The following is a 546-nucleotide window of genomic DNA, read 5'->3' on the forward strand; positions in this document are numbered from 1 at the left end:
TATCCGACACCATCGTAAAGACGATATCCGCCTGGCGCGCCACCTCCGCGGGGCTGGCGCAGGTGGTGGCTCCGGCATCCGCGAGCGGGCGCATGGATTCTGGCCTGCGCGCATGAACGACGAGCGGATGGCCGGCGCGTCGCAGATTCAGCGCCATGGGCCGGCCCATGATGCCCAGACCGATGAAACCCAGGGTCTCAGTCATTGGTTTGCGCCTCGTTCGCGTCCAGGAGTTCCAGCCAGTGCACGACGGAAACCTCGGCGTCCGAGCCCAGTTGGAGCTGGCAGCCGATGTTGGCCGTGGCGATCACATCCGGGGTGCCGGACGCGAGGGCTTCGAGCTTTCTCGTTTTCAGCTGCGCCGACAGCCGCGGCTGGGTGATCGAATAGGTCCCAGCCGATCCGCAGCACAGATGACCATCGGGCACCGGCGTCGGGACGAAGCCGAGCAGATCCTTGCTCGGCTCGGCGACCAGCTTGAGCTGCTGCCCATGCTGCAGGCTGCAGGGCGAGTGGAAGGCGACCCGACGCCCCCGCCCGAGCGAG

At 67.2% G+C, this 546-nt stretch carries 2 protein-coding genes; both read right to left on the minus strand.

Features of this window, described 5'->3' with window-relative positions:
* Positions 1 to 205: NAD(P)-binding domain-containing protein (locus FP421_RS14215; protein WP_159951761.1), on the minus strand; the 205-nt coding region annotated here is incomplete at its 3' end.
* The coding region (locus FP421_RS14220; protein WP_201288858.1) for a heterodisulfide reductase-related iron-sulfur binding cluster at positions 198 to 546 on the minus strand (349 nt) is incomplete at its 5' end. The genes FP421_RS14220 and FP421_RS14215, both read right to left, overlap by 8 nt.

The sequence above is a fragment of the Polaribacter septentrionalilitoris genome (genome assembly GCF_009832745.1).
GTDB classification, from domain to species: domain Bacteria; phylum Bacteroidota; class Bacteroidia; order Flavobacteriales; family Flavobacteriaceae; genus Polaribacter; species Polaribacter septentrionalilitoris.